Origin of the sequence: Streptomyces sp. NBC_00019, from assembly GCF_045041015.1 — a bacterium.
Classification (GTDB): Bacteria; Actinomycetota; Actinomycetes; order Streptomycetales; family Streptomycetaceae; genus Streptomyces.
Genome location: NZ_CP108302.1, coordinates 2444722 through 2471304, shown reverse-complemented (window position 1 = coordinate 2471304; position 26583 = coordinate 2444722). Strand labels below are relative to the sequence as shown.

General features: G+C 71.1%; 24 protein-coding genes and 2 pseudogenes. 13 read left to right on the top strand and 13 right to left on the bottom strand.

Annotated elements, in window-relative coordinates; translation table 11 throughout:
- Positions 1–10 precede the first annotated feature (10 nt).
- A complete protein-coding gene (locus tag OHU89_RS11865) occupies positions 11–199 on the bottom strand; it encodes a DUF5703 family protein (RefSeq protein WP_005485166.1) in 189 nt (62 codons plus the stop codon).
- 47 nt (positions 200–246) lie between these two features.
- On the opposite strand from OHU89_RS11865, the gene OHU89_RS11860 reads away from it, so the two are divergent.
- Positions 247–924, top strand: a complete 678-nt coding sequence (locus OHU89_RS11860) for a hypothetical protein (RefSeq protein ID WP_405642229.1) — start codon at positions 247–249, stop codon at positions 922–924.
- 146 nt (positions 925–1070) lie between these two features.
- Here the strand turns inward: OHU89_RS11860 and OHU89_RS11855 are convergent, their stop codons facing one another.
- Both OHU89_RS11855 and OHU89_RS11850 read right to left on the bottom strand, forming a co-directional pair.
- Complete coding sequence (locus OHU89_RS11855) at positions 1071–3230, bottom strand: helix-hairpin-helix domain-containing protein (RefSeq protein WP_405642227.1); 2160 nt, start codon at positions 3228–3230, stop codon at positions 1071–1073.
- Positions 3227–4210, bottom strand: coding sequence for an aldo/keto reductase (locus OHU89_RS11850; RefSeq protein WP_266894623.1), 984 nt, complete (start codon positions 4208–4210; stop codon positions 3227–3229). Before OHU89_RS11850 ends, OHU89_RS11855 begins: the two co-directional genes overlap by 4 nt.
- 178 nt (positions 4211–4388) lie before the next feature.
- Here OHU89_RS11850 and OHU89_RS11845 point away from each other — a divergent pair, with 178 nt between their 5' ends.
- A complete protein-coding gene (locus OHU89_RS11845; RefSeq protein WP_405642225.1) occupies positions 4389–5444 on the top strand; it encodes an LLM class F420-dependent oxidoreductase in 1056 nt (351 codons plus the stop codon).
- A gap of 234 nt (positions 5445–5678) precedes the next feature.
- Entirely contained in the window at positions 5679–6467 is a 789-nt protein-coding gene (locus tag OHU89_RS11840) for a ferritin-like domain-containing protein (protein WP_405642223.1), read from the top strand.
- Between the two features lie 9 nt (positions 6468–6476).
- On the opposite strand, the gene corA is transcribed toward OHU89_RS11840, so the two are convergent.
- Positions 6477–7472, bottom strand: a complete 996-nt coding sequence (gene corA, locus OHU89_RS11835) for a magnesium/cobalt transporter CorA (RefSeq protein WP_405642221.1) — start codon at positions 7470–7472, stop codon at positions 6477–6479.
- A 62-nt stretch (positions 7473–7534) separates the two neighbouring features.
- Here corA and OHU89_RS11830 point away from each other — a divergent pair, with 62 nt between their 5' ends.
- From OHU89_RS11830 to mshC, 4 genes are all read left to right on the top strand, one after another.
- A complete protein-coding gene (locus tag OHU89_RS11830; protein ID WP_405642219.1) occupies positions 7535–8221 on the top strand; it encodes a histidine phosphatase family protein in 687 nt (228 codons plus the stop codon).
- A gap of 67 nt (positions 8222–8288) precedes the next feature.
- Positions 8289–8879 (top strand): DUF3090 domain-containing protein, encoded by a 591-nt coding sequence (locus tag OHU89_RS11825; RefSeq protein ID WP_266894633.1) that lies wholly within the window; start codon positions 8289–8291, stop codon positions 8877–8879.
- Complete coding sequence (locus OHU89_RS11820; protein ID WP_405642217.1) at positions 8843–9652, top strand: SCO1664 family protein; 810 nt, start codon at positions 8843–8845, stop codon at positions 9650–9652. The genes OHU89_RS11825 and OHU89_RS11820 overlap by 37 nt, the downstream gene beginning before the upstream one ends.
- Before the next feature lie 177 nt (positions 9653–9829).
- Positions 9830–11059 carry a cysteine--1-D-myo-inosityl 2-amino-2-deoxy-alpha-D-glucopyranoside ligase gene (mshC, locus tag OHU89_RS11815; RefSeq protein WP_266894637.1) on the top strand — a complete coding sequence of 410 codons (1230 nt, stop codon included), beginning with the start codon at positions 9830–9832 and terminating at the stop codon, positions 11057–11059.
- A 73-nt stretch (positions 11060–11132) separates the two neighbouring features.
- Here mshC and OHU89_RS11810 read toward each other — a convergent pair whose 3' ends face one another.
- A complete protein-coding gene (locus OHU89_RS11810; protein WP_234441497.1) occupies positions 11133–11399 on the bottom strand; it encodes a hypothetical protein in 267 nt (88 codons plus the stop codon).
- Between OHU89_RS11810 and OHU89_RS11805 the strand changes: the two genes are divergently transcribed.
- Entirely contained in the window at positions 11400–11885 is a 486-nt protein-coding gene (locus OHU89_RS11805) for a hypothetical protein (RefSeq protein ID WP_405642215.1), read from the top strand.
- Here the strand turns inward: OHU89_RS11805 and OHU89_RS11800 are convergent.
- Entirely contained in the window at positions 11875–13605 is a 1731-nt protein-coding gene (locus tag OHU89_RS11800) for a S8 family peptidase (protein WP_267016338.1), read from the bottom strand. The two genes, OHU89_RS11805 and OHU89_RS11800, sit on opposite strands and share 11 nt — an antisense overlap.
- A gap of 274 nt (positions 13606–13879) precedes the next feature.
- Here OHU89_RS11800 and OHU89_RS11795 point away from each other — a divergent pair, with 274 nt between their 5' ends.
- Entirely contained in the window at positions 13880–14836 is a 957-nt protein-coding gene (locus OHU89_RS11795) for a superoxide dismutase (RefSeq protein WP_405642214.1), read from the top strand.
- Between the two features lie 36 nt (positions 14837–14872).
- Here the strand turns inward: OHU89_RS11795 and OHU89_RS11790 are convergent, their stop codons facing one another.
- Positions 14873–15859, bottom strand: coding sequence for a PAC2 family protein (locus OHU89_RS11790; RefSeq protein ID WP_266894645.1), 987 nt, complete (start codon positions 15857–15859; stop codon positions 14873–14875).
- A 306-nt stretch (positions 15860–16165) separates the two neighbouring features.
- Here OHU89_RS11790 and OHU89_RS11785 point away from each other — a divergent pair, with 306 nt between their 5' ends.
- On the top strand, positions 16166–18694 hold the full coding sequence (locus OHU89_RS11785) for an NACHT domain-containing protein (protein ID WP_405642212.1): 2529 nt from the start codon (positions 16166–16168) through the stop codon (positions 18692–18694).
- A 1-nt stretch (position 18695) separates the two neighbouring features.
- Here OHU89_RS11785 and OHU89_RS11780 read toward each other — a convergent pair whose 3' ends face one another.
- Together OHU89_RS11780 and OHU89_RS11775 are read right to left on the bottom strand one after the other, a co-directional pair.
- Entirely contained in the window at positions 18696–19367 is a 672-nt protein-coding gene (locus OHU89_RS11780) for a FadR/GntR family transcriptional regulator (protein WP_405642211.1), read from the bottom strand.
- Positions 19368–19465: 98 nt separating this feature from the next.
- Positions 19466–19600 (bottom strand): annotated as a pseudogene (locus tag OHU89_RS11775) (amidohydrolase); the annotation flags it as partial.
- 7 nt (positions 19601–19607) lie between these two features.
- On the opposite strand from OHU89_RS11775, the gene OHU89_RS11770 reads away from it, so the two are divergent.
- The 3 genes and pseudogenes from OHU89_RS11770 (at position 19608) to mtnK (ending at position 21718) form a co-directional block, all read left to right on the top strand.
- Positions 19608–20108, top strand: coding sequence for an ABC transporter permease subunit (locus OHU89_RS11770; protein ID WP_405642209.1), 501 nt, complete (start codon positions 19608–19610; stop codon positions 20106–20108).
- Entirely contained in the window at positions 20075–20530 is a 456-nt protein-coding gene (locus OHU89_RS11765; RefSeq protein ID WP_405654435.1) for an ABC transporter permease, read from the top strand. The genes OHU89_RS11770 and OHU89_RS11765 overlap by 34 nt, the downstream gene beginning before the upstream one ends.
- Before the next feature lie 15 nt (positions 20531–20545).
- A pseudogene (gene mtnK / locus OHU89_RS11760) lies at positions 20546–21718 on the top strand (S-methyl-5-thioribose kinase).
- Here the strand turns inward: mtnK and OHU89_RS11755 are convergent.
- From OHU89_RS11755 to OHU89_RS11740, 4 genes are all read right to left on the bottom strand, one after another.
- On the bottom strand, positions 21707–22276 hold the full coding sequence (locus tag OHU89_RS11755; protein ID WP_405642207.1) for an SMI1/KNR4 family protein: 570 nt from the start codon (positions 22274–22276) through the stop codon (positions 21707–21709). The pseudogene mtnK and the gene OHU89_RS11755 overlap by 12 nt on opposite strands.
- Before the next feature lie 154 nt (positions 22277–22430).
- Positions 22431–24047: an FAD-dependent oxidoreductase gene (locus OHU89_RS11750; RefSeq protein ID WP_405642205.1), complete on the bottom strand. Its 1617-nt coding sequence runs from the start codon at positions 24045–24047 to the stop codon at positions 22431–22433.
- A 51-nt stretch (positions 24048–24098) separates the two neighbouring features.
- Positions 24099–25640 (bottom strand): glycerol kinase GlpK, encoded by a 1542-nt coding sequence (gene glpK / locus OHU89_RS11745; RefSeq protein WP_405642204.1) that lies wholly within the window; start codon positions 25638–25640, stop codon positions 24099–24101.
- Positions 25641–25715: 75 nt separating this feature from the next.
- A complete protein-coding gene (locus OHU89_RS11740; RefSeq protein ID WP_405642202.1) occupies positions 25716–26516 on the bottom strand; it encodes an MIP/aquaporin family protein in 801 nt (266 codons plus the stop codon).
- Positions 26517–26583 lie beyond the last annotated feature (67 nt).

Here is a 26583-nt window from a genome sequence, read left to right as displayed (position 1 = left end):
TCGCGTCATCTCACCAGGTGGCACGAACCTGGCGGATGATCCTGCGGCGCAGCCGCACCCTGCGGCTTCCGTCACGCAGCAGGCTCAGGCGGTCCAACTCCCAGTGTCCGTACTCGGCATGGTCCGTCAGCAGTCGGGTGGCGTCCTTGCGGGAGACCCCGCGCGGTACGTACACGTCGACAAATTCGTATTCCGGCATCGCATCTATTGTGCGGGCTGGGGCCCGGTACGGATAGCGTCTGCACTATGTCTGATGCTGTGCAGCCCACCGCTGCCGAGGTACGTGCCGCCGCCGAGGCGGTCAAGACCGCGCTCGACCGCCACCTGGCCGCGGTCGAACGCCGGTCGGGGGAGGACGACCCGGCCGTGTACGAGGCGTTCAACGAGCTCGCCGCGGCCGCCGAGACGTACGACGAGCTGCTCTACGACCGCTACGACGAGGTCACCCCCTTCGAGATCCCCGGCACGGAGGACGCGCTTCCGCCGTACACCGGCCCCGAGGAGCCGCATGCGGTGAGCGTGCTGATCCGCCGTGACTACGCGGTGGCGGAGCCGCAGCGGCTGCTCGCGCAGGCGCAGCGGATCGAGGCGGCGGACTACGAGGACGGTGCGGAGGCCTCCGGCACGGTGCACGGAGCGTTGGGCATTCTGTTCGGAGAGTTCGAACCGGACGAGATCGCCTCCCGGCACAAGGAGTTCGGCCTGGAGGAGGGCGACTCCACGCTGTGGGTGACCGCGGCGGACGAGCAGGCGGATCCCGGTGAGTGGCTGGCGGGGCCGTTCGAGCAGATCGACCCGCAGCGGGTGGTGTGCCGGTTCGACGTCAGCGCGGTGTTCGACGACGAGATCGATGACGGCGAGGACGAGCTGGACGATCTCGATGCGGAGCTGGACGAGGACGAGGGTCTGGAACGTCACGCGTAGCGCTGCGCTGGGCTTGGGCGGCGGCGGTCGCGGAGGGATTCCGTGGCCGCCGCCGTCTCGCGTGTGCGGCTGCGTCGTGGCTGGTCGCGCAGTTCCCCGCGCCCCTGGGTGGGTGACCTCGCCGCAGGTTACGAAGAGCCGGCGAATCAGCCGGAGGTCGGCACCTGAGTGCCGAGCAGTACGGGGAGGCGGGTGGTGCGGGGTTTGGCCGGGATTTCTGCCACCGCCCTGGGGAGGGCCTGGTCCGCGCCCTGGACCACGGACAGGTGGCGGTCCGCTCGGCTGAACGCCGTGTAGACCCACGGTCGGGTCAGTGCCTGGGTCGCGTCTCCCGGCAGGACCACGACCACCGCCGGCCAGCGGCCGCCGGCCGCCTGGTGGGCGGTGAGGGCCCAGCCGTGGCGTACGGACTCGTCGACACGCTCCTTCGGTACGACGACGGGCTCACCGGCGCAGGAGAGGTGGAGTCCCTCCGCGTCGGCCTTCACCACGTGGCCCGGAAGGGTGCGGCCCGGTGTGGGGGAGTAGGCGACGCGATCGCCGGGGTCGAAGCCGCCGAAGCGGCCGGGGCCGGGGTTGAGCCGCTCCTTGAGGGCCGCGTTGAGGGCGCGGGTGCCGGCCGCGCCGCCATGGCCCGGGGTGATCACCTGGGTCTCCTTGGGCGGAACGCCGATCGCCCGCGGCACCGAGTCGGCGACCAGCTGCACGGTTCGGTGCACGGCCTCGCCCGCGTCCCGCGCCGGCACGATCACGACCTCCTTGCCGGGGGCCTCGACCTGGTTCAGCTCGCCGATGCCGATACCGGAGACCAGCTCGCCGAGAGGGCCCGGGTCCGGCCGCCGGGAGGCGATCTGGGGGCAGACGCGCGCGGCCAGCAGATCACCGAACACCCGTCCCGGCCCCGCCGACCACAGCACTGCCGGGTCCCCGGCCAGCACCAGCCGCGCCCCGTCCGGCAACGACTCCGACAGCAGCGCGGCGCTCTCCACGTCCAGCTGCGGCGCGTCGAGAACCACGAGGAGGTCGAGATCGAGCGCACCGTCGGCATCGCGGCCGGGGCCCTCGGTCCCGGAGAGGAGGCCGGTGACGGTGGTGGCGGTGTCGTCGGAGGCCAGGGCCGCGTAGCGGTACCGTCCCAGGGGGCCGTGGGCTGCCGCCCAGGCACGCAGGCCCAGTTCACGGGCCGCGCGGAGCAGAGCCGCGGGTTCGGCCAGGGACGCCTCGCCGCCGGTGTGGAGGACCAGGCCGCTGCCCGCGACCGCGCGGATCAGTTCACCGGCGGAGCCCTGGGCCGAGTCGGCGGCGCGCTCCCAGTCCTCGGCCGAACCGTCCTGCTTCGGTACGGAGTTGATCAGCCGGGCCAGTCCGTCGGCGAGGCTCTCCTCCGCCATCGCGTACCGCTCCAGACCGACCAGGACGCGGACCGGGCGCTCCTCGCCCTCCTCCGGTTCCGGGACCCGCGGGTCGAGGGCGTCCTGGAAGACCAGCGCCTCGGCCTCCGCGAGGGTGCTCTGGACGGCGGTGTCGGCATCCGGCACCCCCTGCTTGCCCAACGCCACCGTGAGGGTGGGAAGTTCGAGAGCCGTGTGCCCGGCCACGGCCGCCTGTTCCAGCAGCCAGACGGTCACCGCCCGGCCCCGCCGCTCGTCGTCCGGACCGCACTCCGCGCCGAGCAGGGCCCGCGCGAACCCGTCGGCCTGCTCGGGCCGCACCCCGGCGACCCGCAGCAACTGCCAGGGGTCCTCGCGCAGTTGCTCGGCGGCGCCCTCGCCGAGCGCGGCGGCGACCTGCGGGACGAGGGCCTCCGGCGCACCGCCGTCGGCCAGCACCCGCCGTACGGACTCGACGGTCTGCGCCGCGGGAGCCGGGGGCGCGTCGGCCGTCACCGGCCGAGGGCGCTGTGCGGGCTCCGGCGCGGGCCGGCGCGGCGGCTCGGGCTCGGCGAACACGGTCGCCGCAGGCTTGTCCCCGCTCTCCACGGCCCGCACGGCGGCCAGCAGATCGGCGGCCTTCCCGCTGAGCTTGGTCCCGGCCTCGACGGGACCCTGCTTCTCGGCCTTGCGCCGGGCGATCCGCTCCCGCTCGAGCTTCTGCGCCGCGAGCTCGGCCGCGGCCTCGCCCTGCTCGCCGTCGGCCGCGGAAGCCTCGCCGGAGGCCTCGTCCGAGTCGCCCTCGGCGACCGCGGGCGTCTCGGCCCCGTCGCCTCCGACCGCCGCCCCCGCCTCGGCGTCGCCGGCGACCGCGTCCTTTGCGGTGTCCGGCGATTCGGGCTCGGTCTCCTCCGTGGGCTCCGGCTCCGTGCTCACAGCGTGCTCCAGTCGTGATCGGGATAGCGGTGCACGGGCGCCGACACATCGTCGAGCGCCCGGCAGATCTCGTCAGGAAGACTAAGGGCCTCCACTGACAATGCCGCCGTGAGCTGCTGCGCGTTGCGCGCGCCGACGATCGGCGCGGTCACGCCGGGCCGGTCGCGGACCCAGGCGAGGGCCACCTGGAGCGGGGTCACCGCGAGCCCGTCGGCGGCGGTCTGCACGGCGTCCACGATGTGGCCGGCCGTGTCGTCGAGGTACGGCGCGACGAAGGGGGCGAGGTGGTCCGAGGCGCCCCGCGAGTCGGCCGGCGTGGCGTGGCGGTACTTGCCCGTCAGCACCCCGCGGCCCAGCGGGGACGACGGGAGCAGGCCGATGCCCAGGTCCAGCGCGGCGGGCAGCACCTCACGCTCGATGCCCCGCTGGAGCAGCGAGTACTCCAGCTGTGTCGCGGCCAGCCGGGTCCGGGTGCCCGGGGCCGCCAGCTGCCAGGTCGCGGCCTTGGCGAGCTGCCAGCCGCAGAAGTTGGAGACCCCGGCGTACCGCGCGCGGCCGCTGCTGACCGCGAGGTCGAGCGCCTGGAGGGTTTCCTCCAGCGGGGTGTCCGGGTCGTAGGCGTGGACCTGCCACACGTCGACGTAGTCCGTGCCGAGCCGGGCCAGCGAGGCGTCCAGCGCGGAGAGCAGATGGCCGCGCGAGCCGTCGAACCGCCGGTCCGGGTCGGGCACGCTGCCCGCCTTGGTGGAGATGACCAGATCCCGGCGCGGGATCAGCCCTTCTATGAGACGTCCGAGCAGATACTCGGACTCCCCGTCGCCGTACACGTCCGCGGTGTCGACGAGGCTCCCGCCCGCTTCCCAGAACGTCTTCAAGAGGTCCGCGGCGTCGTGCTCGTCGGTGTCCCTGCCCCACGTGAGGGTTCCGAGTCCGATGCGGGACACACGCAGGCCGGTGCGGCCGAGATGCCTCTGCTCCATGAACGCCGACATTACTGGCCGGAACCAGCGGTGTGGGGGCCTGTGGACAACCAGTTTCCGTCAGCGACACACGCGTTCATGTGGGCGGAAGAACACGACCGCGAGCTGCCCCGATCCGCGCACCCCACGCTAAGGTCGGGAATCCAGGGACGTTACTGATGGGTAAGGGGAATCGGCCATGCAGCTCGGCATCAACCTCGGCTACTGGGGCGCCGGAATGGACGCGGACAATCTCGCCGTCGCCCAGGAGGCCGACCGACTCGGGTACGCCGTGTGCTGGGCCGCCGAGGCCTACGGCTCCGACGCGGCCACCGTGCTCAGCTGGGTCGCGGCGAAGACCGAGCGCATCGACGTCGGCTCGGCCATCTTCCAGATCCCGGCCCGCCAGCCGGCGATGACCGCGATGACCGCCGCCACCCTCGACTCGCTCTCCGGCGGCCGCTTCCGCCTCGGCCTCGGCGTCTCCGGGCCGCAGGTCTCCGAGGGCTGGTACGGCGTCAAGTTCGACAAGCCGCTGTCACGCACGCGTGAGTACGTCGAGATCGTCCGCAAGGCGATGACGCGCGAGCGCCTGTCGTTCGAGGGCGAGCACTGGACGCTGCCGCTGCCCGGCGGCCCCGGCAAGCCGCTCAAGCTGACCGTGCACCCGGAGCGCGAGCACATCCCGCTGTACATCGCCGCGATCGGACCCAAGAACCTGGAGCAGACCGGCGAGATCGCCGACGGTGCGCTCCTCATCTTCCCGTCTGCCGAGCACCTCGAGGAGACGACGCTCAAGCACCTGCGCGCGGGACGCGCGAAGGCGGGCAAGACCCTCGACGGGTTCGACGTCCACCCGACGCTCCCGCTCGCCCTCGGCGAGGACAAGGACGTGGCCACCCTCGCCGACACCTTCCGCCCCTACACCGCGCTGTACGTCGGCGGCATGGGCAGCGCCAAGCAGAACTTCTACAACCAGCTCGCCCAGCGCATGGGCTACGAGGCGGCGGCCGCCGAGGTCCAGGAGAAGTACCTGTCCGGCGACAAGCAGGGCGCCGCGGCAGCCATCCCGCACGACCTGATCGACAAGACGGCGCTGCTCGGCTCCGTGGACCGCATCGCGGACCGGATGAAGGAGTACGCGGCGGCGGGCGTCACCACGCTGAGCCTCGCTCCCGCGGGCTTCACGCTCGACGAGCGGATCGCCGGGCTGCGGGCCGGGTCCGAGGCCCTGGAGCGGGCCGGACTCGCGTAACACGCGGCGGAGCCGCCGGAGGTTTCTGCGGCCGTGGTGGGGGCTCGGGGGTCTTCCCCGCCACGGCCGTCACGCAGAACAACGCGCCTGCGCCCGTGTGGTTACGCCCCTGTCGTGACTCCCGGGGTCCTCCTTTTGGCGGAGTTGTCCGACACAGCTGTTGCAGCACCTCTCGCGCCGCATTTGACTCGTTCTTTGCGGAATGCCGCGGAGTCCCGCAGAGAGGTGCCCACGATGCTTTCGGCCAAGAGTCTGTTCCAGGAGATCATCGACAACGACGAGTCCTTCCGCCTGTTCTGCTCCATCGCGGCCGGCGGAGAGTCGCAGGGCGGCTGGGAGAACGCCCGCATCGCCGCGCTCGTCCCGGACGGCGAGCGCGCCCTCGCCCCCAAGATCGCCCGGCACGGCGCGGACGAGGACAAGCACGGGCGGATCTTCCTCGCCCTGATGAAGAAGCGCGGCCTCGAGCCCGTCCCCGTCCCGTCCGACACCGACTACACCATGCTCCTGGAGCACAGCGGCATCGGTCTCGCCCACGACAGGCTCAAGGCCGACCAGGCACTGACCGTGCAGGACATCGTGACCTACCTCGCCCACAGCCGCGTCACCGAGCAGCGCGCCTCCGAGCAGATGGAACTGTTGCGCAAGCACTTCGCCGACCACCCCGACCTCGGCCGCGCCGTGAGGATGATCTCCAACGACGAGGACAACCACCTCGCCTACTGCCACGAGGAGTTGCTGCGCTTCGCCTCCGCGGGGCACGGCCGGGCCATCCAGCGGACGCTTCGGGAGTGCGCGCTCGGCGAGATCCGCGTCTACCGGGACGTCAGTCTCGCGGTCATGGCCCACATGGGCCGCATCCTGGGCTGGCCGAGGGCGAAGTCGGCCGTCCTCGCGGCGGGCATCCACGCCGTGTACGCGTACGAACGCGCCGCGGGCTGGCGCCGGATGGTCTCCCTGCGGATGCCGGAGCGACGCGACGCCCTCGGCGGACCGGCGACCGCGGCCCCCGAGGTCGCCTGAGCCGCGGCGCTACAGCCAGCCCCTGCTCTTGAACAGCCGGTACAGCAGCACCTCCAGGGCGGCCATGAGCGCGATCACCGCCGGATACGACCACACCCAGTGGAGCTCCGGCATGTGCTCGAAGTTCATGCCGTAGATCCCCGCGATCATCGTGGGGACCGCGGCCATGGCCGCCCACGCGGAGATCTTCCGCATGTCGTCGTTCTGACGGACGCTCATCTGCGCGAGATGCGCGGAGAGGATGTCCGACACCAGCCGGTCCAGGCCCTCCACGGACTCGTTCACGCGCGTGAGGTGGTCGTTGACGTCCCGGAAGAAGGGCCGCGCCTTCTCGTTGACGAACGGCACCCCCGAGCCGAACTGGCCGACGGCGGCCAGCCGGGTCAGCGGCAGCGCCAGCGGGCCGGTCGCCCGGCGGAACTCCAGGATCTGCCGCTTGAAGGTGTAGATCCGCGACGCCGTGTGGCGAGAACCGCCGCCGTCCGGCGAGAAGACCTCCGCCTCCAGCTCCTCCAGGTCGGTCTGGAGCTCCGTCGCCACGTCCAGGTAGTGGTCGACGACGGCGTCCGAGACCGCGTACAGCACCGCCGTGGGGCCTGTGCCGAGCAGCTTCGGCTCCTGCTCCAGGCGCTGTCGTACCGCCTTGAGCGGCGAGCCCTCGCCGTGCCGGACGGTCACCACGAAGGCGTCGCCGATGAAGAGCATGACCTCGCCGGTGGAGACCCGGTCGCTCTCCGGCTCGTACACGACGGGCTTGAGGACGAGGAAGAGCGAGTCGTCGTAGACCTCCAGCTTGGGCCGCTGGTGGGCCTTCAGGGCGTCCTCGACCGCCAGCGGGTGCAGCCCGAACTCCCGGGTGACGAGGTCGAACTCCCGCTCCGAGGGCTCGTGCAGCCCGATCCAGACGAACCCGCCCGCGGCCCGCGCCTGGTCCAGGGCGTCGGACAGGTCCTCGGGGCCGTCGGTGCGTTGCCCGTCCCTGTAGATGGCACAGTCGACGATCACGCTGCGTATTCTCCCGTCGCTCGCAATCCGCCGCACGCGCGCGTACGCCTACGCTGGGCCGCATGCCCACGTTGATCCTCGTCCGCCACGGACGATCCACCGCCAACACCGAGGGACTGCTCGCCGGGTGGACGCCCGGGGTCGCCCTGGACGGACGCGGGGCCGCGCAGGCCGCCGCGCTGCCCGGGCGGCTCGCCGCGCTGCCGATCTCCGAGGTCGTCAGCAGCCCGCTCCAGCGCTGCCAGGAAACGATTCAGCCGCTCCTCGACGCCCGTCCTGAGCTGAACCCGCACACCGACGAGCGGATCGGCGAGTGCCACTACGGCGACTGGTCCGGCCGCAAGCTCGCCGAACTCATGGACGAGCCGCTGATGGAGGTAGTCCAGGCCCACCCGTCGGCGGCCGCGTTCCCCGGCGGCGAGTCGATGCGGGCGATGCAGACCCGCGCCGCCGAGGCCGTACGCGAGTGGAACGCGCGCGTGGAGCGCGACCACGGCGACGACGCCGTCTATCTCATGTGCTCGCACGGCGACATCATCAAGTCGCTCGTCGCGGACGCGCTCGGACTCCATCTCGACCTCTTCCAGCGGATCTCCGTAGAACCGTGTTCCATCACGGCGATCCGTTACACCCGTCTGCGGCCGTTTCTCGTGCGCCTCGGCGACACCGGTGATTTCGCCTCGCTCGCCCCCCGCGAGGAGCCTCCCGCCGGCGATGCCACGGTCGGTGGTGGTGCGGGCGCACCGTGATCGTCGGGCGCAGTAGGGTGAAGCGGTCGAACCAGCGCCGTACCCACGATTCCAATGGAGACAGGACGTGTCCCGTCAGGTGTTCCTCTATGACCCACCGGAGCGTTTCGTGGCCGGCACGGTCGGACTGCCCGGGCGCCGTACGTTCTTCCTCCAGGCTTCCGCCGGCCCCCGGGTGACCAGCGTGGCCCTGGAGAAGACCCAGGTCGCCGCACTCGCCGAGCGGATGGACGAGCTGCTGGACGAGGTCGTGCGCCGCAGTGGCGGCAGCGCCTCCGTCCCGGCGATGGCACCCACCGAGGTGTCCGACGCCGCCCCCCTGGACGCCCCCGTCGAGGAGGAGTTCCGCGTCGGCACCATGGCGCTCGCCTGGGACGGCGAGGAGCAGCGCATGATCGTCGAGGCGCAGGCCCTTGTGGAGCTCGACGCCGACTCCGAGGAGGACCTCGCCGAGGCCGAGGAGCGGCTCCTCCAGGACGAGGAGAACGGCCCCCCGATGCTGCGGGTCCGGCTCACCGGCGCGCAGGCGCGAGCCTTCGCCAAGCGTGCCCTGGACGTCGTCAACGCCGGGCGGCCGCCGTGTCCGCTGTGCAGTCTCCCGCTCGACCCGGAAGGACACGTATGTCCGCGCCAGAACGGATACCGCCGCGGAGCGTGACCACGGCAGAGCTGCTCACCCGAGGTGAGCTGACGGTGCGCGGACAGATCCGCGAGGCCTCCAACGCGGTGCTGTACTGCGCCGTCTCGTACGAGGGGCGGGAGGCCGCGTGCGTCTACAAGCCCGTACGCGGTGAGCGCCCGCTGTGGGACTTCCCCGACGGCACCCTCGCCCAGCGCGAGGTCGCCGCGTACGAGGTCTGCGAGGCGACCGGCTGGGGGCTCGTACCGCCCACCGTGCTGCGCGACGGACCCTATGGCGAGGGCATGGTCCAGCTGTGGATCGAGGCCGAGCCGGGTCCCGAGCTGCTGGCGCTCGTCGACACGGAGGAGCCGGAGCCGGGCTGGAAGGCGATCGGGTTCGCCGAGGTCGGCGACGGGAAGACCGCGCTGCTGGTGCACGCCGACGACGAGCGGCTGCGCCGGCTGGCCGTGCTCGACGCCGTGATCAACAACGCGGACCGCAAGGGCGGCCATCTGCTGCCGGCCGGGGACCGCCTGTACGCCATCGACCACGGCGTGACCTTCAACACCGAGAACAAACTGCGCACCCTGCTGTGGGGCTGGGCGGGCGAGCCGCTGCCGGGCGAGGCCGTCGACGTACTCAAAGACCTCAGGGAAGCCCTGACGGGGGAGCTGGCCACCCGGCTGGCCGCACTGATCACCCCGGCCGAACTCGACGCCACGCGCGCGCGTGTCGACGCCCTCCTGACCTCCGGAATGCACCCGGAGCCGAGCGGGGAGTGGCCGGCCATTCCCTGGCCGCCGGTATAGGAGCAGACCGGGTGGCATCGCGCCCCGAAGGGGCGCGGGGAACTGCGCGACCAGCCCCCACCGGCCGGCAGTTCTGCCACGGTTACCGCTGCGGCGCGTTTCGCGCAAGACCGCCTTACCGGCCATCCGGCCCGGTCCGGTTCGTATACGGAACATCCGTCCGGTTAGGCTCATGACATGCATGCCTGGCCCGCTTCCGAGGTCCCCGCCCTGCCTGGTCAGGGCCGCGACCTGAGGATCCACGACACCGCGACCGGTGGCTTGGTCTCCCTTGCCCCCGGTCCTGTCGCCCGTCTCTACGTCTGCGGCATCACGCCGTACGACGCGACCCACATGGGACACGCGGCGACGTACAACGCGTTCGACCTCGTTCAGCGCGTGTGGCTCGACACCAAGCGGCAGGTTCACTACGTCCAGAACGTCACCGACATCGACGACCCGCTCCTGGAGCGCGCCGAGCGGGACAGCGTCGACTGGGTCGCCCTCGCCGAGAAGGAGACGACCCTCTTCCGCGAGGACATGACCGCCCTGCGGATGCTGCCTCCGAAGCAGTACATCGGCGCGGTCGAGGCGATACCCGGGATCGTCCCGCTCGTCGAACGGCTGCGGGACGCGGGCGCCGCCTACGAGCTCGAAGGGGACGTCTACTTCTCCGTCGAGTCCGACCCGAACTTCGGCAAGGTCTCGAACCTCGACGCCGCCGCCATGCGGCTGCTGTCCGCCGAGCGCGGCGGCGACCCGGACCGTCCGGGCAAGAAGAACCCGCTCGACCCGATGCTGTGGCTGGCCGCCCGCGAGGGCGAGCCGAGCTGGGACGGCGCCTCACTGGGCCGCGGCCGGCCCGGCTGGCACATCGAGTGCGTCGCCATCGCCCTCGACCACCTGGGCATGGGCTTCGACGTCCAGGGCGGCGGCTCCGACCTCGCCTTCCCGCACCACGAGATGGGCGCCTCGCACGCCCAGGTGCTGACCGGCGAGTTCCCCATGGCCAAGGCGTACGTCCACGCCGGCATGGTCGCCCTGCACGGCGAGAAGATGTCCAAGTCCAAGGGCAACCTCGTCTTCGTCTCGAAGCTGCGCTACGACGGCGTCGACCCGGTCGCGATCCGGCTCGCCCTGCTGGCCCACCACTACCGGTCCGACTGGGAGTGGACCGACCAGGTGCTCGAGGACGCCGTCGCCCGGCTCGGACGGTGGCGCGCCGCCGTCTCCCGGCCCGACGGTCCGTCCGCCGACGCCCTCGTGGAGGAGATCCGCGAGGCCCTGGCGAACGACCTCGACGCCCCCACCGCGCTGGCCGCCGTGGACCGCTGGGCGGCGCTCCAGCAGGCACAGGGTGGTACGGAGGAGGGCGCACCCGGTCTCGTGTCGCGGGCCGTGGACGCGCTGCTGGGCGTAGCGCTCTAGACAGAACAGGGGCGAGGGCGCTTCCTCCGCGTGGAGGAAGCGCCCTCTGTCATGTCAGGCCGTCAGACGCGGGTCAGAGCCGCTGGATCCTGACGCTGCGCAGCACGTTCGGGGACTGGGTGTCCCAGACGCCGATCACCTGGTGGCCGAAGGCGAAGGCCTCCTGGATCTGCTGCTGGATCTGCGGGATCGGGTTGTTGAGGACCCGGAACTGGTTGTTGATGCGCAGGAAGATCTGCCGCGGCTGGCCCTGGAGCGGCTGGATGATGTCGATGAAGCCGTTGGCCACACCGGCCGCCAGAGGCTGTGCCTGGACCTGCTGAGCGACCTGCTGGACCACTTGCTGCACGATCTGCTGGAGATGCTGCTGCACCTGCTGCTCGATCTGCTGCGCCTGCTGGTCCTGTTGCTGGCCCTGCTGCTGCCCCTGTTGGCTCTGCTGCTGACCGAGCTGCTGGAGCAGCTGCTGGAAGGGCTGCTGCTGGCCGAGCTGCTGGAGCTGCTCCAGCGAGCCGCCACCCATGCCGAACGGCTGTTGCTGCTGGCCCTGTTGGCCGTAGCCCTGCTGACCTTGCTGACCTTGCTGGCCCTGCTGTCCTTGCTGGCCGAAGCCCTGCTGCCCGTACGGCTGTTGCTGCTGGCCGAAGCCCTGCTGACCGAAGCCCTGCTGGCCGAACGGCTGCTGCTGCTGTTGCTGCTGGTACGGCGAGGTGCTCGGGAACTGCTGTCCCTGCTGTTGTCCCAGTTGGCTCATCTGCGGGGTGGTGCTCATGCGGGTGCCACCTTCCCTTGTGATGGTTGGGATGTGCCGACCGTCAGCCCGTGACGACCAGGCCGACGATCTCGTCGTCCGCGAACCAGACGCGGACGTCGGGGCGTCCCCCCGCGAAGGCGGAGTGCACCGCCTGGCGGATCTCGGGGGACGGGTGGTTCAGGTTCCGCCAGCCGCCGGCCACGAACAGCCGGAGCCTGGGCGGGAGTTCGCGCGGATACGGCAGCAGTTCGTCCCAGTACCGCTCGGCCTGGCCGGAGCCGACCGCGTGCGGCAGCAGATGGGTCACCGCCGCCTTGATGTCGGGCCGGCTGCCGATCCGCTGGGAGGCGGGCCGGCCCGGCGCGTCCTGCTGCGGGGCCCCGGTCGCCCGCAGCACCGCGCGGGCACGCTCCGGGGACATCGGTGCCTGGGCGGCCGCCCTGAGCATGCCCTGCAGCGCGGCCAGAGCGCCGACCACCATCGGGGAGGCCGAGGAGGTCCCGGAGAACGTGTCCGTGTACCAGGCGATCTCCTCGGGCCCGCCCTGCAGGTCGCCGGGCTTGTCCCAGAAGCCGCCGGTGGTCGTGACCTCGCGTCCCCAGCCCTGGGCGTCCACGCGGGCACCGTAGTTGGAAAACGCGAGCCGTGACCGGTCCGGTCCGTGGTCACGGCCGTGTGTGCCGGGCGGCGGGGCGCCCGCGCCGACCAGGACGGCACCGGAGGACTGGTTGGACGGGTTGAACGGGTTGCGCCACCACGCCGGGAACTCGTCGGGGCGGCGCTCGTAGACCGCGTCGTCGAGGGACTCGCCGCCGTTGCCGGCGGCCGCCACGACGAGGACGCCCTTGGCGGTGGCGTAGCGGACGGCCGCGAAGTCGTCCGGCCACCACTCCAGGGCGACGTAGCCGCGCTGGTCGTCGCGCTCGGCGAACTCCGACCGCGGTCCGGGCCGGTGGAGTTCGACGAGGACGATGTCACCGGGGCCGAGCCGGTCCGCCGCCGCGTGGATCGCGGCCGCGGTGCCGATGCCCTGGAAGGACGCGGCCGCGGTGGTCGCCTCCGGCACGATGCCGGTGACGCCGTGCTCGCCCTGGTCGCCGCCGATCACACCGATCACGGCGGTGCCGTGGTTGCGCCAGGCGATGTCGGTCAGCGGGGTGCCGACCACGACACCGGCCAGCTTGGCGGCCAGGTCCTCATGGCCCAGCTGCCAGGAGCCCTCGACGTCGATCACGGTCACGCCGTGACCGGTCCCGCCGGGCCGCTGCCAGGCCCAGTGGGCGTCGATCCCCTCGGGGGCCGGTCGCAGATAGCCCTGCCGGCTGCTGAAGTCCGGTGTGACCGGGGCGCCTTCCTTCAGTCGCCCGCTCTCCTCGCCGACCTGCTTGAGGGCGGCCGGTACGGCGCCCGGCTTCACGTACGCGGTGTCGATACCCGGCAGCGCGGCGATCCGCGAGCGCAGTTCCTCGGCGCGGCTGCGGTCGCCGCGCACCTGGTAGAACAGCGCGAGGTCGGGCACGTCCTCGGAGCCCGAGACGGCCGACTGCTGTAACCTTTCTTCGCTTCCGAACAGCGGTTCAAGAGCGAGCTGTTCGTCACTGAGGAACATGTTGAGGGCCGAGACGTCGGCGCCCGCCGCCGACCGTACGCCGTCGGCCTGGGCGCGCAGCCGGGCCTCTGGACGGGCGACGACGATCAGTTCCTGTTCGGCTCCTCGATAGCTGAATCCCGCTCCGTCGGGCCCCGGCCCGGACGTTCCCGGGCCCTGCGCCGGCTGTACCTGGTCGGTCATCGGGTTCCGCTCCCTTCGGTCCTTGCGGGTGCCTGGTTGCGGGTGGTGAGCCTCCGTGGGACAACCAAGCACTCCGACGGCGCCCCGTCCACCCCGTGTTCGCCAACTCGGTTTGAAAACAAGTTGAATTGGGTAACGTGTGCAATCCGTCCTGAAACAGATGTCACGTGGCAATCCGGCCAAAGACTGCGGAGGTGACGGTCATGTGATGGGGTGAGAGCGTTTGTTGACCGTTCGGCCGGCCATCCGTCGGCCCTTGGCAGAAGGACGCACAGTGGCACCCACAGACCGTTCCTTCGCACGTCGAAGACTTCTCACCGCGACCGCGGCGCTGACGGGAGCAGCGCTGCTCGGCGGCACGGCCCACGCAGCCGAAAAACCGAAGGGCGCCTGGCCCGACCAGTTCCCGCTGCCCGACGGCTTCCAGCCCGAGGGCATCGCCATCGGCACGAAACCCTTCGCGTACTTCGGTTCCCTCGCCAACGGCGACATCTACCGGGCGAGCCTCGCCACCGGCCGGGGCTCCGTGATCAGCAAGGGCCTCGGCGCGGGGCACCCGACCGTCGGCCTGAAGATCGACGGGCACGGCCGTCGGCTGTTCCTCGCCGGCGGCGACAGTGGCGAGATCCGCACGGTGCACGTCCGCTCCGGCGAGATCGAGAAGGTGTACGCCACCGGCGGCACCTTCGTGAACGATGTGATCCTCACCCCGGGCGCCGCCTGGTTCACCGACTCGTTCAAGCCGCAGCTCTACAGGTTGGGCCTCGGCAAGCACGGCGAGCCCAAGGGCGTCGAGACGGTCCCGCTGACCGGTGACTGGGTCCAGGGCGACGACTTCACCGCCAACGGCATCGAGCGCACCCCCGACGGCCGGGCCCTGCTCGTGGTGAACGCCTTCGCCGACGGCGGCACCCTCGAACGGGTCGACCCGCGCACCGGAGTCGCCCGCGCCGTCGACCTCGGCGGGGCCAAAATACCCAACGGGGACGGCCTGTTGCTGCTCGGCAGGATCCTCTACGTCGTCCAGCAGCAGCAGAACGCGATCGATGTGTTCCGGCTCAACGCCGCCGGCACGAAGGGCACGGCGGTCGTCAGGATCACCGACTCCCGCTTCCGTATCCCGACGACCGTCGCGGCCTGGGGCGAGACGCTGTATCTGCCCAACGCCCGCTTCGACGTGGAACCGACGCCCGACACCGAGTACGACGTCGTGGCGGTACCAAAGGTGTGACCGTGAGGTGGGCGGTGCGAACCGCCCACCTCCGTCTCACTCCTCCGACGACTCCTCGTCGTCCGTGCCGCCGCCGCCCGGCTTCGGCGGCTTCGGCGGCCGCGTACGACCGCCGGGGTTGTCCCGCAGATACGTACCGTCGCCGCCCTCGGTCGCGTGCCCGCCCGGCGGGGTCGGGCCGCCGCCGTCCCGTCTGCGCAGATACCGCTCGAACTCGCGGGCGATCGCCTCGCCCGTCGCCTCCGGCAGCTCAGCGGTGTCCCGGGCCTCCTCCAGCGTCTGCACGTACTCGGCGACCTCGGTGTCCTCGGCGGCCAGCTGGTCCACCCCCACCTGCCAGGCGCGCGCGTCCTCGGGCAGCTCGCCCAGCGGGATGCGTACGTCGATCAGGTCCTCGAGCCGGTTCAGCAGCGCCAGCGTCGCCTTCGGGTTCGGCGGCTGCGACACGTAGTGCGGGACGGCCGCCCAGAGGCTGACCGCCGGTACGCCCGCGTGCGTGCACGCTTCCTGGAGGACGCCGACGATGCCCGTGGGGCCCTCGTACTTGGTCTCCTCCAGGTCCATGCGCTGGGCCAGGTCCGGGTCGGACGTGGTCCCGCTGATCGGGACCGGACGCGTGTGCGGGGTGTCGCCGAGCAGGGCGCCCAGGATCACGACCAGCTCCACACCCAACTCGTGGGCGAAGCCGAGCAGCTCGTTGCAGAACGAGCGCCAGCGCATGGACGGTTCGATACCTCGGACCAGTACGAGATCACGCGGCTTGTCGCCGCCGACGCGGACCACCGAGAGGCGGGTCGTCGGCCATGTGATCTTCCGTACACCGCCGTCCAGCCACACCGTGGGGCGGTTCACCTGGAAGTCGTAGTAGTCCTCGGCGTCCAGCGCCGCGAACACCTCGCCCTTCCATTCCCTGTCCAGATGCGCGACCGCGGTGGAGGCGGCGTCGCCGGCATCGTTCCAGCCCTCGAACGCGGCCACCATGACCGGGTCGATCAGCTCGGGTACCCCCTCGAGCTCGATCACCCAGTGCCTCCTTCCGATGTGCCCTCACGTACGCCCCAACCTTACGGCGTCCAACGGGGGCGTCCGCAGCCCCCTTGCACGGGGGAGTGAACGCATCACTGCCCCATTAGCCACCCCGGAACACCCTCCATTCCTCGGATCTGTGCCGGATCACCGTGCACGACTGTCACTACGGCGGCTCGGTGACCCGGGTAGACGTCGGATGACCAGGAGAAGTCCGATGACCGGCGGGATTGTTCACTCACTCGTGTGGCGGTACGTCGATCAGGGCGCCCGACGTGGGGCGCGTGCGCAACTCTTCGTCGGGTGAGCGGAGTTGCCCCAGGGGCGCGGGTACGGCGTGTCGGGATCGTGTACCTGGTCCTGTTCGGCACGGGGACCGCGGGGGCGCTGGCGGCGGCGCTGTATGTCCAGGACCCCGCGGCCGTGGTCGCCGCGCTGCTGCCGACCGGGGCGGGGGCGTATCTGGCCTGGAGCGCGTACCGGGCGGACCGGGTGGAGGCCGCCGCGGCGGAGAGCCCCGAGGCTGTGGCCGACCGGCTCGCCGTCGCCGTACGGCGGCAGTGGGAGACCGAGGCGCAGGTGCGGCGGCTGGAGGACCCGTATCCGTTGCCGGTGTTGTGGCGGGCGGCGGACGCCGGCCTGGCCGAGGTGGCGCTCGGGGGCGGGGCGGGAGAGATCGGGGAGCTGTTCGAGGGGCTTCCTGGGCGGCGGCTGCTCGTGCTCGGGGATCCCGGGTCGGGCAAGACGGTGCTGCTCGTACGACTGCTGCTGGCACTGATCGGGCGGCGGCGGGCGGGCGAGGCGGTGCCGGTGCTCTTTCCGCTCGCGTCCTGGGACCCGGCCGCCGAGGATCTGAGCGGGTGGATGGAGCGGCGGCTGGTGCAGGACCATGCCGAGCTGGGGGCCGTGGACGGGGGTGTCACCGTTGCCGCGCTGCTGCTGGACCGCAGGCTGGTGCTGCCGGTACTCGATGGGTTCGACGAACTCCCGGTCGCCGTGAGCGCGTTGGCGTTGCACCGGATCGCCGAGGCGTTGCCGTACGGATGCGGGATGGTCCTGTCGAGCCGTCCCGCCGAGTACCGGGCGGCGTTGCGGCCCCGGGACGGAGTGCCGGCACGGCTCACGGGCATGGCCGGCATCCGACTCGAACCGCTCCGAGCCGACGACGTCGCCACGTATCTGCTGAGGGACGCGGGGGGCGAGGCGACGGAGGCCGCGACGCGCTGGCGCCCGGTGGTCGAGGCACTGGGCACGGAGGCACCGGTGGCACAGGCTCTCAGCAGCCCCCTGATGGTGTCGCTGGCCAGGGCCACGTACAACCCGAGGCCCGGGGACGGGGCCGGGGCCAGGGCCGGGGTCGGGCGGTCGGGCGGCGCGTGGACGGGTGCCGGGACCCTTCCGGACCTTGCGATCGGCCCGTGCAGGGGGACCGGGGCCGGGCAACTGCCCGATCCTGCCGATCTGTTGCGGTGCCCGACTTCCTCGGCGGTGGCGGCTCATCTCTTTGACGCCTTCGTCGATGCCGCCTACCGACCGCACCCGCGCCGCACCAGCCGTTGGACGGCGGTGCAGGCGCGCACCGCGCTCGCGTATTTCGCCCGGCACATGGAGCGGGGGTACGACGGGGCGGCGGAGGTGGCGTGGTGGAAGCTGCACGGGGCCGCGTCGGGGCTGGTGCCACGGGTGCTGGCCGGGGTGGTCCTCGGTGGCCTGGCATGGCTGATCGAGGGGATGACCCTTGCCGTGCTCTTTCGTTTCACGCACGACCCGACCTACGCCCCGGACTGGGGCGACCGGGGCGGGCTCGGCGTACTGGCCGGCTGTCTGTGCGGTGGGCTGGTCGGCGGAATCGCGGCCGGTGCCGTCGCCGCCGGAATGAGCGTGGTCGCCGCGATCGGGCACCTCACGCCGGCTCTGGTGCTGGAACGGCTGGCGGACAGCGGGTCGCTGGCCCTGGCCGGGATGATCAGCTGCGGGCTCGCGGTCGGACATCGGCCGGCACTGCGCCCGCCCGCGGCGTGGGACCGGCGAGTACTGCTGACGGGAGTGGTGACCGGCTTCCTGTACGTGGCGGCGTACGGGAACGCGTGCGGGGTCATCAGCGCGGTCGTGCTCACGGTGGCGGCCTGCGCCGTCGGTGTGGACGGCGCTCCACCGCCACGCACCCCCGTCGCCCGAATCCGCTGGGTGTGGAGCCCTCGCGGCCTCGCCATGGGGCTGCTGGCCGGTGCCCTGATGGGGAGCGTCTATCTGGCGGAGGGCCTGCTCACGGGTGTGCTCGGTGGGGACGTGAACCGCTACTACGTGGCCCCGGCCGACCCGCTCGAAGCCGTCTGGGAGTCCTGGCAACAGGGATCACTGCTCGCGCTCAACTGCATGCTCGTCCAGGGGATGCGAGCCGTCCCCGTGGACCTCGCCGGGCCGGCCGACGCGGCCGCGCTGCTCCGCAACGACCGTCGCACCCTGGCCACCTGCACGGTGACGGCGGCGCTCCTGCTCGCCGCCGTGTTCGGCGCCCAGGACCTGAGCGTCCTCACTGTTGCGCGACTCTGGTTCCCGGACACGCTGTTCACCGACGGCTACGGCTGGCTCTCGCTCTCCGGACTGATCCCCGCCCTGCTGATGGGCCTGGCCGTGGGCCTTCGACAGACAGCCTGGAGCCGCTACGCCGTCGCCCGCTGGCAACTGGTGCTGCGCGCGGGACTGCCCCGCGACCTGATGGCCTTCCTGGCCGACGCCCACGAACAACGCGGTGTTCTCCGCCGCGTCGGCGCCGTCTACCAGTTCCGGCACATCGAGCTGCAGCACCATCTCGCGGACCGGGAACGGTAGTTCACAGCGAGGCCCGCAGCCACTGCTCCACGCTCGCGATGTGCACCGTCGCCCACGACCGCGCCGCCTCCGCGTCACGATCCCGTAGCGCGGCGAGGATCATGCGGTGCTCGTGCAGCGTGCGGCTGACCGCGTCCTCCTGGGTCAGGCCTCGCCAGATCCTCGCCCGGGTCGTGGGGCCCGACAGGCCGTCGAGGAGGGAGCAGAGGACCGAGTTGCCGGAGCTCTGCACGATGCCGCGATGGAAGTCGAGGTCGCAGGCGACCAGTTCCTCCACCGAGGGGGTGGAGCCCAGTTTGTCCAACTGGGCCGACAGGGCGTTCAGTTGCTGCTCACTGATCCTCAGCGCCGCCATCGAGGTCGCGGCCGGCTCCAGGATGCGGCGGACGGCCAGGAACTCCAGGACCGTGTCGTCGCGGTGGAAGTCGACGACGAAACTCAGCGCCTCCAGGAGAAGCTGGGGGTCCAGGCTCGTCACATACGTGCCGTCACCCTGTCGCACGTCCAGGATCCGGATCAGCGACAGGGCCCGCACGGCCTCCCGCAGGGAGTTGCGGGACAGCCCGAGCTCGGAGGCGAGCTCGCTCTCCTTGGGGAGTCGGTCGCCGGGGCGCAGGGCGCCCGAGACGATCATGCCCTTGATCTTCTCGATCGCCTCGTCGGTGACTGCCATGGCCGGCCTCCCTGTGGTTCCCGCACGTCCGCAAAGACATCCGATGTCTTACGCCATTATGGGGGCCGACCTGCCGATCGGGGTGCCAAACGGCCCGCTCAGACAAGGTCTTCCAGATCGGCGATCACCGTACGCTCGTCCAGCGTCGTCAGCACCCGGTCCCGCAGGAGGACCCGCCCGTCGACGACGGTGTCCCGCACGTCCGCCGAGTGCGCCGCGTACGCGAGCGTCGACATCTTCGTGACGGTCGCGCTCTTCCTCTACTTCGCGCTGAGCGAGGGCTCCTTCCGTGAGTCGGCCACCCTCCTCGACACCCTGCGGTACGTCTCCGTCGCCGCCATCCTCGGCCTCGGCCTCGGCGTCACCCTCACCATGGCCGTCGGCGGAATGGACATGTCCGTCGGCGCGGTGGCCGGACTGGGCGTCTCCGTCGCCGCGCAGACGATGGTCGTCCACAATCAGGTCGGCTCGGTCGCGATCATCGCGGCGGGCGCGGTGGCAGGTCTGCTGAACGCGCTCCTCATCGTGGTGCTGAAGATCCCCGACATGCTGGCCACGCTCGGCACGATGTTCGTCATCCAGGGCACCAAGCTCATCCTGGTCGACGGCCAGTCGATCACCCCGGGCATGACCCTGGACGACGGTTCCACGGCACCCGGCAAGTTCACCGAGGGCTTCCTGAAGATCGACCGGGCACGGTCCTCGGCATCCCCATCTCGGTCCTCGTCTTCGGCGGCCTGACGATCGCCGCCTGGGTCTTCCTGGCCCGCACCCGCTGGGGCCGCGTCCTGTACGCCATCGGCGCCAACCCCGAGGCCTCCCGCCTGGCCGGCATCCGCGTCGGCGCGTACCGCTCCCTCGCCTACGTCATCTCCGGCGTCCTCGCCTCGATCGGCGGCCTGATCCTGGCGTCCCGCATCGGCCAGGGCGATGTGAGCGCCGGAACGTCCCAGTTGCTGGAGGCGGTGGCGGTCGCGCTGGTCGGCACCTCGGTCCTCGGCCGCGGCCGCGGCCGCCCGAACGTCTGGGGCACGGCCCTCGGCGCGGTGCTGATCGGCATCATCACGACCGGCCTGACCATCAAGGGCCTGCCGTACTGCACGCAGGACGTCGTCGAGGGCGCGGTCCTCATCCTCGCCCTGTCCAAGCGCCGCACCGCATAGGGGAGTTCACCGACCATGGGCTACCGCATCCTGGAGACCGACGACATCCCCGCGTACCTGCGTGAGCGGGGCCACTGGAACGAGGCGGCCGATCCGCAGGTCCGCGAGGTCTCGGACGGCAACATGAACCGGGCGTTCCTGGCGTCGAACGCCGACGGCACCCGCAGCCTCGCCCTCAAGCAGGCCCTGCCCTGGGTCCGCGTCGCCGGCCCCTCCTGGCCGATGAACCCGGACCGAGCCGACGCCGAGGCACGGGCCTACGAGCAGGTCGCCCGGGTCGCCCCGGACAAGATCCCCACGATCCACGGCTACGACCCCGAGAACTACGCCCTCGTCATGGAGGACATGTCGGACCTGGAGGTGCTGCGGACCCTGCTGAACGAAGGCGCCTCCTACGGTCCGCACATCTCGGCGAGGACCGGCGAGTTCATCGCCCAGTTCTCCTTCGCGACCAGTGACTTCGGCATGGCGTCGGCCGACCGCAAGGCGCTGATCGCGGCCTCGGCCAGCCCCGAGCTCTGCAAGATCACGGAGGACGTGGTCCTGTCGGAGCCGTACATCGAGCACGAGCACAACCACTGGCACTAGGGCCTGGACGACCTGGCGAGGGAGTTCCGCGCCGACACCGGGCTGCGCACGGAGGTCGCCGACCTCCGCCACACCTTCATGACCAGCGCCCAGGCCCTGCTCCACGGCGACCTGCACACCGGCAGCATCATGGTCGGCGAACGCGAAGGCGCCCCCGTCGTACGGGCCTTCGACCCCAAGTTCTCCTTCGTCGGCCCGATCGGCTACGACCTCGGCCTGTACTGGGCCAACACACTGGTGTCGGAGGAACGAGCCCGCGCGCTGGGCACGCTGTCGGACCACCCCGACCAACTCCGCCTGTCCTGGGAGGCGTTCGAGACGGAGTTCCGTCGGCTGTGGCAGACCCGCATCGACACCTTCTTCGACGACGCCTATCTGGACCGCTTCCTGCGCCGGGTCTGGACCGACTCCGTGGGCTACGCCGGTACGGAGATCATCCGCCGGATCATCGGCTTCGCCCACCTGACCGACCTGACGACTCTTCCTGACCCGGTACCGGCGTCCCGCCGGGCACTGCTGCTGGGCCGCGAACTCGTCGTGCGGCGCGAGGAGCTGACGTCACCGCAGGCCGTGCGCGACGTCGTGGCCTCACTCGGCTGACTCGGCGTCGAACCACTCCTTGCCGGCAGCCCAGTGCCCCACCCAGCCCGCGAAGCCGGGCGCGGAGATCGTGAAACCGAACTCCGCGCCGAAGGGCATGGCGCCGACGTCCGTGACGTGCCAGATGTGCCCTCGGTGCGGGCCGGTGACGACGAGGTGCCAGTTCATCGCGCACCCGTCCGTCCCGAGCACGATCGAACCGTGGTTGAAGACCTGGTCGGTGACGGCCTCGGGGTCCTCGTAGGACCCCTCGTCCTCCTCCCAGAGCCACGGCTCCGTCAGCGGGAACGGCTCGGCCAGGCTCCGCTCCGCACCGTCGCCGCCCCAGTCGGACGGCAGCTCGGCCAGCCCCACCAGCCCGTACTCCGGCGGTCCCTGGAACGACCCGTCCGATATCTCCGCCACGAACGTCCGGTACGGCTCCGGCAGCACGATCCCGTGCTCCGCCTCGAAGGCACGTACCGCCTCCCACCCGAGCGCCGACGCACCGGCGTCGTCCACGCCGAACGCCTTCCGGAGCGCGTCGAGATCCTCAGAGGCGGCCTGTTCCATGTTCATACGCCCATGAGAACACCCGCCACTGACAACGCGGGCACACGAAAGGGGCGGCTCCGTCGGCGCGGAGTCGCCCCTTTCGCGTACCGGCCCCCATAGGGGAGAGGGGCCGTTTCTCGGTGGTGCCGGCCAGGTCAGGGAGGGGCCGGCCCGAGGTCTACTTCTTGTCGAGCAGGTCCTGGACCTTGGCGCGGACGTCGTCCGTGGCCAGGCCGCGGATCGTCAGCGTCGTACGGCGGCGCAGCACGTCGTCCGTCGTCTCGGCCCACTCGTTGTCCCGGGCGTAGACGACCTGCGCCCAGATCTCCGGGGCGTCCGGGTGGACGCGCTGGGCCAGCTCCGGGTCGTCGTTCGCCAGCCGGGCGATGTCGAAGGCCAGCGAACCGTAGTGCGTGGCCAGGTGCTTCGCGGTGTCCGCCGCCATGCGCGGACCCGGCGCCGGGTTGTCGACCAGCAGCCGGTGCGCGACCGCGCGCGGGTTGGCGACACCCGGCAGCGGCAGCTTCTTCGGCAGCGAGGAGATCGGCTCGAAGTCGTCGCCCAGCGGGTGGCCCGGCAGCGCCTCCAGCTTCTGCATGACCGTACGGCCGATGTGCCGGAAGGTCGTCCACTTGCCGCCCGCGACGGACAGCATGCCGCCCTTGCCCTCGGTCACCACCGTCTCCCGCTTGGCCTTCGCGGTGCTGCCGGGGCCACCCGGCAGCACGCGCAGACCCGCGAAGGCGTACGTGATGAGGTCACGGTCGAGCTGCTGGTCCCGGATGGAGAACGCGGCCTCGTCGAGTATCTGGGCCGTGTCCTTCTCGGTGACCGAGACGTCCGCCGGGTCGCCCTCGAACTCCTCGTCCGTGGTGCCGAGCAGCAGCATGTCCTCCCAGGGGAGGGCGAAGGTGATGCGGTACTTGTCGATCGGGGTGGCCAGCGCGGCCTTCCACGGCGCCGTCCGCTTCAGGACCAGGTGCGCGCCCTTGGACAGACGGATCGACGGGGCCGCGTTCGGGTCCTCCAGCTTGCGCAGGTGGTCGACCCACGGGCCGGTCGCGTTGAGGACGAGACGGGCGCTGACCCCGAACTCGTCGCCGGACTGGCGGTCGCGCAGCTCGGCGCCCGTGACCCGGCCCTTGGTGAACCTCAGGCCGGTCACCTCGGCGTGGTTCAGGACCACCGCGCCCGCCTCGACGGCCGCGCGGACCGTCATCAGCGCCATGCGCGCGTCGTTCATCTGGTCGTCGCCGTACACGGCGACGGCCTTGAGATTGTCGGTGCGCAGCTCGGGCACGTCCTGCGCCGCCTTGGCCGGCGAGAGGAGGTGGCCGACGCCGTCACCGAACGCGGAGAGCGCGGAGTAGGCGAAGACGCCCGCCCCGAGCTTCGCGGCGCCGTGCGGCCCGCCCTTGTACACGGGGAGGTAGAACGTGAGCGGGTTCGCCAGGTGGGGAGCCACCTGACGGGAGACCGCACGGCGCTCGAAGTGGTTCTCCGCCACCAGCCTCACCGCGCCGGTCTGCAGATAGCGCAGACCGCCGTGGAGAAGCTTGGAGGAGGCGGAAGAGGTGGCACCGGCGAAGTCGCCGGCGTCGACCAGGGCCACCCGCAGGCCGGACTGCGCGGCGTGCCAGGCAGTGGAGATGCCCAGGATGCCGCCGCCGATCACGAGAAGGTCGTACGACGCCTTGGAGAGCTGCTCCCGGGTCTCGGCGCGGCTCGGGTTGGAGCCGGAGGCCGGGCGCGTACCGAGGGCAGGCACGGACTGCAGGGTGGTCTGACTGGTCATTTCGGGTTCTTACTCCTCATCAGAGCGTGCTGAGCCTACGAGTGGCTCTCGTCAGCTCTCTTCGTCCTCAAGCCAGCCCATCGTCCGCTCGACGGCCTTGAGCCAGCTCTTGTACTCGCGGTCGCGCTTCTCCGCGGCCATGTTGGGGGTCCACTCGGCGGCCCGGCGCCAGTTGGCACGCAGGTCGTCGGTGCTGGTCCAGAAGCCGACGGCGAGACCGGCGGCGTAGGCGGCACCGAGGCAGGTCGTCTCGGCGACCATCGGGCGGACCACCGGGGCGTCCACGAAGTCGGCGAGGGTCTGCATCAGCAGGTTGTTGGAGGTCATACCGCCGTCGACCTTGACGGCCGCGAGCTCGACACCGGAGTCCTTCGTCATGGCGTCGGTGATCTCACGGGTCTGCCAGGCCGTGGCCTCCAGGACGGCGCGCGCGAGGTGCGCCTTGGTGACGTACCGGGTCAGGCCGGCGATCACACCGCGGGCGTCGGAGCGCCAGTACGGGGCGAACAGACCGGAGAAGGCCGGCACGAAGTAGGCGCCGCCGTTGTCCTCGACCGAGAGCGCGAGCGTCTCGATCTCGGCGGCGGTGGAGATCAGGCCCATCTGGTCGCGCATCCACTGCACCAGCGAACCGGTGACGGCGATCGAGCCCTCGAGGGCGTAGACGGCCTTCTGGTCGCCGATCCGGTAGCCGACCGTGGTGAGCAGGCCGTTGTACGAGTTGACCGGCTTCTCGCCGGTGTTCATCAGCAGGAAGGTGCCGGTGCCGTACGTCGACTTGGCCTCGCCCTCGGCGAAACAGGTCTGGCCGAACAGGGCCGCCTGCTGGTCACCGAGCGCCGAGGCGACCGGGATGCCGCCGAGCAGCTCGCCCAGCTTGCCGCCGGCGACCTCGCCGTAGACCTCGGCGGAGGAGCGGATCTCCGGGAGGATCGCGAGCGGCACGCCGATGGACTCGGCGATCTTCTCGTCCCACTCCAGCGTGTGGAGGTTCATCAGCATGGTGCGGGAGGCGTTGGTGACGTCGGTGTAGTGCTTGCCGCCGTTGACACCACCGGTCAGGTTCCAGATGACCCAGCTGTCCATGGTGCCGAAGAGGATGTCGCCGTTCTCGGCGCGCTCGCGCAGACCCTCGACGTTGTCGAGGAGCCAGCGGGCCTTCGGGCCGGCGAAGTACGAGGCGAGGGGGAGGCCCGTCTCGCGGCGGAAGCGGTCCTGGCCGACGTTGCGGCCGAGCTCCTTGCAGAGCGCGTCGGTGCGGGTGTCCTGCCAGACGATGGCGTTGTGGACGGGCTCACCGGTGTTCTTGTCCCAGAGCAGCGTGGTCTCACGCTGGTTGGTGATGCCGATGGCCTTGATGTCGTCGCGGGTGATGCCGGCCTTCTGGATGGCTCCGGCGACGACCTCCTCGACGTTGGTCCAGATCTCGTTGGCGTTGTGCTCGACCCAGCCCGGCTTCGGGAAGATCTGCTCGTGCTCCTTCTGGTCGACGGAGACGATGCGTCCGTCGCGGTCGAAGACGATGCAGCGGCTGGAGGTGGTGCCCTGGTCGATGGCGGCGATGAAGGGGCCGGCGGTGTGCGCGTCGGTCACGGTGTGCTCCTGGAGGGTCCTAGGTCGGAAAGCTGTGGGTACCGCGTGCTGCGAGGCTCGTGCTGTGAGGGTTTTCTAAGCAAAAGCGACGTTGTAGATACCCGCAGCGATCGCGCCGCCGATCAGCGGACCGGCCACCGGGATCCACGCGTAGCTCCAGTCCGAGCCGCCCTTGTTGGGCAGCGGCAGGAGGGCGTGCACGATACGCGGACCGAGGTCACGGGCCGGGTTGATGGCGTAGCCGGTCGGGCCACCGAGAGACAGACCGATCGAGACGACGACCAGCGAGGTGATGAGAGCGCCCAGGGTGCCCAGGCCGTTGCCGCCGTCGTTGAGGCCCTGCGTGAGGACGGCGAGCACCAGCACGATGGTGCCGATGATCTCCGTGGCCAGGTTCTGCACCACGTTCCGGATCTCCGGACCGGTGGAGAAGATGCCGAGGACCGGACCCGCGCCCTGTTCCTGGGCTTCGACCGCCTTGGTCTTGGTGGCCTGCGCGCCCGGACCGCCGACGATCTCCTTGTCGGTGAGGTGCGCGTGGAACTGGCCGTAGTAGGCGACCCAGACCAGGGTGGCACCGATCATGGCGCCGAGGAGCTGCCCGCCCCAGTAGGTCGGGACCTGGCTCCACTCGATGCCGTTGTCCTTGAGCGCGAGCGCCAGGGTGACGGCCGGGTTCAGGTGCGCGCCGGAGAGCGGCGCGGAGGTGTAGACGGCCGTCAGTACGGCGAAACCCCACCCGAAGGTGATGGCGAGCCAGCCCGCGTTGCGGGCCTTGGAGGCCTTCAGCGTGACGGCGGCGCAGACGCCGCCGCCGAGCAGGATGAGTACGGCGGTACCGATGGTCTCGCCGATGAAGATGTCGGAGCTGGACACCCGCGACTCCTTTGTCCTTCGTCCAGGGGACCGAACCCCGGGTCCCTCCGGAGGTTCGAGCTGCTCT